A 7,741-nucleotide genomic window follows, 5' to 3' on the forward strand; every position below is an offset into this window, starting at 1 on the left:
CGCATCCGGACCTATCCCAGCATGGAGTGGTACGGCTTCATCCTGGTCTGGCATGAGAGGCACGGCCGGGCACCGTACTGGCGGCCGCCGGTGATTCCGGAACTGGACAGCGGTGAGTACTACCCGTTGCACCCGCACACCCGGATGCTCAATCGGGTCAAGGTGCACCCGCAGATGATCATCGAGAACGCCGCCGACCCCTACCACGTGCAGTACGTGCACAAGGCCGCCAACCCGGCCAACACCGCCTCGTTCACGGTGTCCGGCTACCACCTGCACGCCAACGTCAACGCCGACTTCGGCGGCGGACGGCCGCAGACGTGGCTGACCCCCAACGGCCCGGTCACGGCCAAGATCGTCTACGACAACTATTCGCTCGGCATCGGCTTCGTCCGGTTCCCCAGCAACCTGGTGGCCACCGTCCAGGTCACCGGGCAGACGCCGGTCGACGAGGACTACACCGACTACTTCTACACTCAGGCATCCATCCGCGAGCCGGGCGACACCGGCGACGTGCCCACCGGCAGGGCCGCGAAGTTCTTGGCGCTGCAGCAACAGGTCATCAAACAGGACTTCTTCACCTGGGAGAACATGAAATACCTGGAGAAGCCCAACCTGGCGCCGGAAGAAGCCAGCGACTACGCGGCACTGCGCCGCTGGGCGCACCGCTTCTACCCGGGTGAGCAGCCTTCGCCGACGGACTTCGGCTACACCCCGGACGGTGAGCCGGACCCGGCTGTCGCGGAAGCCTGATGCGCCACGTGCGCCGCGGACGGGTGCTCGGCCCAGCCGATTTCGGCGTGGACCGCTTCACCGTCCCGGCTGTGCTGGACCGGCGCGCCGAGCAGTCACCGGAGAAAGTGATGATGTCGGTCGCCGGAAACCCGTTGACGTTCGCGCAGCTGGCCCAGCGGTCACGCGCGGCCGCGAACATGCTCTTCGAACTGGGACTGCGCCGTGGCGACTGTGTCGCGCTGTTCACCGCCACCTGCCCGGAGTGGATCTACTTCTGGCTGGGCGCGGCACGCATCGGTGTGGTGAGCGCCGCAGTCAACGCCGCGCACAAGGGCGACTTCCTGCGGCACACACTGGCATTGGCGAGGGCCAAGGCGATCGTCACCGATACCGAGCGGTTGCCGCGGGTGCGCGAGGTCGCCGGCCGGCTGCCGAGGGTGGGCGATGTTGTGGTGTGCGATGATTCGCTGCACGCCACCCTCACCCGCGACGACGGCCGGCCGCTGGTGGACAGCCCTGGCGGGGTCGGTGAGGTGGGGGCGTTGTTCTTCACCTCCGGCACCACCGGAGCCTCCAAAGCGGTAGCCACCACCTGGCATTACTTGTTCACCGCGGCCGCCACCGTCGCCTCGGCATGGAAATTCCGGGCAGGCGAGGTGCTGTGGACGGCGATGCCGCTGTTTCACCTCAGCGCCGCGCCGACCGTGCTGGCGCCGATGCTGGTCGGCGGCACCACGGTGCTGTCGGCCGGGTTTCATCCCGACCGGGTCTGGGACGAAGTGCGTGGCTGTGGCGCGGTCGGGTTCGCGGGTGCCGGAGCGATGGTCTCGATGCTGCGGATGCTGCCCGACGACCCACGAGAGAGTCAGCTGCCGCTGCGGTTCATCTCCGCCGCGCCGATAGCCGCCGATGACTATCGCGATATCGAAAAGCGTTACGGCTGCCGCGTCGTCACCATGTACGGACTGACCGAGGCGTTCCCCGTCACCGTCCAGGGTGTCGCCGACGACGGCGTGCCCGGCGGCTCCGGACGGCCCACCGAAAATTTCGACGTCGCCATCCTGGGCGTGAACGGCGGCCCGCTGCCTGCCGGGCAGGTGGGTGAGATCGCTTGCCGGCCCAGGTATCCGCATGTGATGAGCGAAGGCTATCTCGCAGATGACGGCAGCGTCGCCCCGCACCCGCAGTGGTTTCGCACTGGAGACCTCGGTAGGTTGGACACGGAACAGAACCTGACCTATGTCGACCGGGTCAAGGACTGCTTGCGTCGGCGCGGTGAGAACGTCTCGTCGGTCGAGGTGGAGACCGTTGTGCTGAGCCATCCGGCGGTAGCCGAGGCCGCAGTGGTCGGGGTGCCCAGCGACCTGGGTGAAGACGACATCCTGCTGGTCGTGACGCTGCGGCCGGCGGCCACGCTGGACTGCGCCGAGCTGCTGGACTTCTGCGCCGACCGGATGCCGTACTTCTGCGTGCCGCGTTACGTCGACGTCGCCGACGAACTCCCCAAGACCGCCATCGGGCGGGTACGCAAGGATGTGCTGCGGGCTCGGGGCGTCGGTGCCGGCGCCTGGGATCGAGAACACCACGGATACAGCCTCAATCGGTAAAGACTGGGAGAGAGATGACCATGACCTATCAGCAGCAGCACCTGCTCGACGGCGCGGTGGCGCGCGACGCGATACTGAACCTCACTGCGCGGCACAACCGATGCTATTCCGCGGGTGACTGCGACGGCTGGATCGCGACGTTTCGCCACTCCGGAGCGCAATTCGCCCGGGACGGAGAGGTTTTCACCGACCTGCGTGCTGCGTTCGACGGTGGCGGGAAGCGGCTGGTCGCCGTCGACCACGAGATTGTCGTCGACGGGATCGACGCCACCCAGCAGTGTGTCGCGTTGCTGTTCACCGCCGGCCCTGATGGCGCCGCCACGACATTGCGCGCCACCGGCACCTACCGGGACCGGCTCATCTACGAGCGAGGCGGCTGGTATTTCATCACACGTGAACTGCAATGGGACCCGCTGCCAAGCCGGGTGTGATGGATTACCAGCTGGCGTTCGGCAGCTACGCCGACGCGCTGCGCATGGTCGGCGTGACTACCGAGCCGCGCACCGCGGCCACGGTGGTCAGTGGTGCGCGGATCCAGCTCTTCGCCTCGATGGTGCACGATCCCAACCCGGCCTACTGGGACGCCGAGTTCGCCACGCGGGTATGGGGTGGTCTGCTGGCACCGCCAGCGCTGCTGATGGGTTGGCTGATCCCGCCGCCGTGGCTGCCGACGGGTCGGCTGCCGGCAGCGATCGCGTTACGGGTGCCCCTGCCCGGCACCACCTTCGTCAACGCGACCAACGAGGCCGAATTTCTGCTGCCGATCGTCGAGGGGGACCGGCTTACCGTGGTGGAGGAGGTGGTGTCGGTGTCGCCGGAGAAGCGGACACGGCTCGGCGTCGGCCATTTCATCGAGACACTGGACACCTTCAGTCGTCAAGACGGTGCTGTGGTGGCCTACAACCGAAACACGTTGTTCCGCTTCACCCCCGAGGCGGACTCATGACGGTCGACTGGCAACAGTTGAGCCCTCCGGTCGAGCTGGCGCAGGTGGTCGACAAGATCGACTATCAGCGGGTGGTGCTCAACGCCGCGGCGACGTGGGACTACTTTCCGGGACACTTCGATCCTGCCTACGCCGAAAGCCAAGGACATCCCAGTATTTTCGTCAACACCATGCATATCGCCGGCTTCGCCGACCGGATCGCGACCGACTGGGCGGGCCCGTACAGTCGGGTGGTGCACCGCAAGATGACGGTGGCCGGGCCCATCTATGCCGGTGACACCATGGTGGGCAGCGGACGGGTCGTCGCCAAGCGCTGCGACACCTCAGCAGACCCTCCGCGCTATCTCGTGGATCTTCAGATTCAGGTGAGCAACCAGCGGGGTGAACTGTGTTGCCCGGTTGAGCTCACCCTGCAGGTGCCGGGCCGTCGAGGCGGCTGATGATAAGGGCGAACGCGTGTCCGGCGTAGACGATTTCTCCCTTGCCTGGCTGCTCGCACCGCTGCCGGTCGACACCTTCCTCGACGAGATTTGGGGAATGACCCACTACCACGTCAAGCGTTGCTGCCCAGGCTATTTCGATGCCATCCTGGACGGGCCGTCGGCGGTCGAGCAGCTCTTGGAGTTGTTCCGGCCCGAGCCCGGGCCGGCCTGGGCGGTTCGCCTGGTACGGGCAGACGAGCAACACCGACCCGATGACAGCTATCGGCTTGCCGACGGCACCCTCGATCTGGTCCGCATCCGCAACGGCTTTGCCGACGGCTACACCATAGTCTTCGACGGCATCGAGCAGTATGTGCGCGCGGTCGCCTCGCTGGCGCACTCTATCGAGGTCGAACTGAACTTCGCAACCAAGGTCAATGTCTATGCCACGCCGCCTGACTCCCAGGGCTTCGTCGCGCACTACGACGAACACGACACACTGATCCTGCAGATTCAGGGATCCAAGATCTGGCACGTCTACGACGGCGCTGATGTCCCACCTCACCTGATGCGTCGCCGGCAACCTGTTGCCACGGCCGAACTCCCGGCGCCGAGCGACCTGCTACTGGAGGCCGGCGACGTGTTGTACCTGCCACGCGGACGGGTCCATACGGCCGAGACCACCTCGGAGCAATCGGTCCACCTGACCGTCGGGGTCCACGCGCCCACCCTGTTCACGCTCGCCGCCCGGGCGCTGTATTCGCTGAGTCTCTCAGATGACCGCGTCCATACCCAGCTGCCGCCTCGTCACCTCGCCGACCCAGACCTTCGCGCCAGCGTCAGCGGCCTGGTGAGCGAGGTCGCCAGAGCCCTCGAAGAACCCGACGTCATCGCCGAAGCGCTCGGCGCGTTGGAGGATGTGCTGGTCAAGCGCGGCCGGTGCCCACCGGTCGGGCGGGCCGTCTCCAACGCCGCCGGGATCGACGGACACACACGAGTGGTGAAGTACCAACCGCTGTATTCGCGGGTGGCTGCAGCTGCGGGTGGCGTTTCCCTGGATTTTGCGCAGTTGGCCGTCAACGCCGGGGCGGATCACCAAGCCGCAATGCTGTTCGTCTCGAAAAGCACTGAGCCGTTTCGGGTTTCCGACTTGCCTGGGCTCAGTGCGGCCCAGCAGACGAAGCTGGCCAAGACCCTGATCGCCAGCGGATTCCTGGTGCGGCTACCCGACGACTGACTCAGACACTCGTTCCTCGCACGGCCGGCCCGCATGCCCGGCGCCGGCATAGCGCGTGGCCGCCGGCCTTGCCATCACGCCGACAGCATGGTATAAGTCCGGTAGCTGCTAATGAAAGTCATGTTCATTTTATCTCGGGTGTCGGCCCGTTTCCAAGGAGTGGTGGATGATTGCGCCCGTCTGGATGGCCGCGCCGCCGGAGGTGCATTCAGCACTGCTCAGCAGTGGTCCCGGACCCAGCTCGTTGGTGGCGGGCGCGGCCGCGTGGCATTCGTTGAGCGCCGAGTACTCGTCGGTGGCCGAGGAACTCAGCGCCGTGCTGGAGGCGGTGCAAGACGGCGCGTGGGAGGGGCCGAGCGCGGAGTCTTTTGTGGCCGCGTTCGTGCCGTTTCTGGCGTGGTTGATGCAGGCCAGTGCCGACAGCGCGGCGGCGGCCACCCAGCACGAGAGCGTGGCCACGGCCTACACCGGGGCGCTGGCGGCCATGCCGACCCTGGCGGAACTGGCCGCCAACCACGCCACCCATGCGGTGTTGATGGCGACCAATTTCTTCGGCATCAATACCATCCCGATCACCCTCAACGAAGCCGACTACGTGCGGATGTGGATCCAGGCCGCCACCACGATGAGCACCTATCATGCGGTCGCCGGTGCTGCGGTGGCGGCGACGCCGCAGACCGATGCCGCGCCGACCATCCTGAAATCCAGCGCAGCCAAGCAGCCGAACCCGGGGTATATCTGGACGGACGGCATCCCGATATCCGGCAACAACCCGTTAGGGATTCCGCAGTGGCTCCAGCACGTCTTGAACCAGGTCGGCATCGGAAACACCATGGTTGCCCACGACCCGAGGATCGATCTCTGGTTCGACAACGTGGTCGCGAGCCTGCTGCACAAACTCGGGGTGAATTGGAACCCCACCGCGGGCACCCTCAACGGGGCTCACTACGACTCCTATTCCGACCCGGGCCAAGCGATCTGGTGGCTTGCCCGATCGCTCGAACTCTTTGAGGATGCTCAGCAGTTCGGGACCTACCTGGGGCACAACCCGGCGTCGGCCGCCGAGTACTTCTTCAGTTGGGCGCTGTTCGACATTCCGCTTCACATCGAGCAATTCGGCATCTTTGCGGCCGAGAATGCGGCGGCACTGGCGGCTGGCGCCAGCCCCGCGGTCATACCCGGGGCCGGGCTGGCCGGGTTGGCCGGGCTGGCCGGGCTCGAGCAGTCCGCCGCGCCGGCGCTGGCGCCCGCTGCTGCCGCGCCCATGGTGCTCCCGGCTGCTGGAACCGTCCCGACTGCTCTGGCGTCAGCCGTGCCCGCCGGCTCGCCCCCGGTGCCGTCGTCGGCCCCCGTACCGAACACCGCCGCCGCTCCCGCGCCGCCGCCCCCGCCGACGGCCACCGGCGGGACCGGCTTCGTTCCTCCATATCTAGTGCCGCCCGGCATCGGCTTCGACACGGGAATGGGCTCGAGCGCCAAATCGAGCGCTCGGCGCAAGGCACCGGAGGCCGACACCGCCGCAGCCGAGGCAGTGTCGGCCGCGCAGGAGCGCCGGCGCTTGCGGCACCGGCGCCGCGCGGTGACGCGTGGCCACGGCGACGAATTCGCCGACATGAACGTCGAAGTCGACCCGGACTGGGGCGAGCCGCCGCGGGATGAGCCGTTGGCGTCGGATAGCGGTGCGGGATCGTTGGGTTTTGCCGGCACGGTGCGAAGCGAGGCCGTCGAGCGGGCGGCGGGGTTGACCACGCTGGCCGATAGCGAATTCGGCAATGGCCCGCGGATGCCGATGCTGCCGGGCAGTTGGGGGAGTTAGGCGCTCGGCAGCGGAGGCATCGGGTCCTTGCTGACCACCGCCTGCAACTCGACGTACTCGGCCAGGCCCTCGGCACCGAACTCGCGGCCGATGCCGGATTGCTTGAACCCGCCGAACGGTGTGCTGATGTCGAGGCTGTACATGTTGACGCCGTAGGTGCCGGTGCGCACGGCAGAGGCGATCTCCAGGCCGTGTGCTATGTCGGAGGTCCACACCGACCCGGCCAGGCCGTAGTCGCTGTCGTTGGCGATGCGGACCGCGTCGGCCTCGTCGGTGTAGGGCAGCACCGTCAGCACCGGGCCGAAGATCTCCTCCCGGGCGATGCGCATCTCGTTGTTGGCACCGGCGAACAGGGTGGGCCGCACATACCACCCGCGGTCGGCCGGGGCGTCATCGCCGCCGACGACGATCCGGGCGCCCTCGTCGACCCCGGACCGGATGTAGCCCTGAACGCGGTGCTGTTGGCGTTCTGCGACCAGCGGGCCGATGTCGGTGGCGTCGTCGGCGGGGTCGCCGATCTGCAGGCCAGCCATCATCTCCGCGAGCGCGTCGACCACTTCGCCGTACCGGCGTTCGCTCGCCAAAATCCTGGTCTGCGCCACGCAGGCCTGCCCGTTGTTCATCAACCCGGCCATCTTCAGGGCGGTCACGGTCTCCCCGACGTCGGCGTCGTCGAGGACGATCGCCGCCGATTTGCCGCCCAGCTCCAGGCTCACCCGCTTGAGCTGCTCGCCGCAGATCGCCGCGATCCGGCGACCGGCCGCCGACGAGCCGGTGAACGCGATCTTGTCCACCCGCGGGTGGCGCACCAGGTGCTCGCCGACCTCCCGCCCGCCCGGAAGCACCGACACCACCCCCTCGGGGAGGCCGACCTCCTCCAACATCTCGGCCAGCCACAGTGCGTCCAACGGTGTCTCGGGTGCCGGTTTGACGATGACGGTGCAGCCCGCGATCAACGCCGGGATCAGCTTGGGCATG

At 67.3% G+C, this 7,741-nt stretch carries 8 protein-coding genes; 7 read left to right on the plus strand and 1 reads right to left on the minus strand.

What is annotated here, in order from left to right:
• The 7 genes from AC2VOP_RS10635 to AC2VOP_RS10665 form a co-directional block, all read left to right on the plus strand.
• A partial coding sequence (locus tag AC2VOP_RS10635) for an aromatic ring-hydroxylating dioxygenase subunit alpha (RefSeq protein ID WP_486960928.1) occupies window positions 1-753 on the plus strand: 753 nt, incomplete at its 5' end.
• 23 nt (window positions 754-776) lie between these two features.
• Window positions 777-2,342 (plus strand): AMP-binding protein, encoded by a 1,566-nt coding sequence (locus AC2VOP_RS10640; RefSeq protein ID WP_486960934.1) that lies wholly within the window; start codon window positions 777-779, stop codon window positions 2,340-2,342.
• Between the two features lie 14 nt (window positions 2,343-2,356).
• Window positions 2,357-2,773: a nuclear transport factor 2 family protein gene (locus AC2VOP_RS10645; protein WP_486960929.1), complete on the plus strand. Its 417-nt coding sequence runs from the start codon at window positions 2,357-2,359 to the stop codon at window positions 2,771-2,773.
• Complete coding sequence (locus tag AC2VOP_RS10650) at window positions 2,773-3,288, plus strand: FAS1-like dehydratase domain-containing protein (protein WP_486960930.1); 516 nt, start codon at window positions 2,773-2,775, stop codon at window positions 3,286-3,288. Before AC2VOP_RS10645 ends, AC2VOP_RS10650 begins: the two co-directional genes overlap by 1 nt.
• Window positions 3,285-3,728, plus strand: a complete 444-nt coding sequence (locus AC2VOP_RS10655; RefSeq protein WP_486960931.1) for a MaoC/PaaZ C-terminal domain-containing protein — start codon at window positions 3,285-3,287, stop codon at window positions 3,726-3,728. Before AC2VOP_RS10650 ends, AC2VOP_RS10655 begins: the two co-directional genes overlap by 4 nt.
• Before the next feature lie 97 nt (window positions 3,729-3,825).
• A complete protein-coding gene (locus AC2VOP_RS10660; protein WP_486960935.1) occupies window positions 3,826-4,947 on the plus strand; it encodes a cupin domain-containing protein in 1,122 nt (373 codons plus the stop codon).
• Between the two features lie 166 nt (window positions 4,948-5,113).
• Window positions 5,114-6,763, plus strand: a complete 1,650-nt coding sequence (locus AC2VOP_RS10665; protein WP_486960932.1) for a PPE domain-containing protein — start codon at window positions 5,114-5,116, stop codon at window positions 6,761-6,763.
• Here the strand turns inward: AC2VOP_RS10665 and AC2VOP_RS10670 are convergent.
• A partial coding sequence (locus AC2VOP_RS10670) for an aldehyde dehydrogenase family protein (protein ID WP_486960933.1) occupies window positions 6,760-7,741 on the minus strand: 982 nt, incomplete at its 5' end. The genes AC2VOP_RS10665 and AC2VOP_RS10670 overlap by 4 nt on opposite strands.

The sequence above is a fragment of the Mycobacterium sp. TH-M106 genome, from assembly GCF_057473765.1.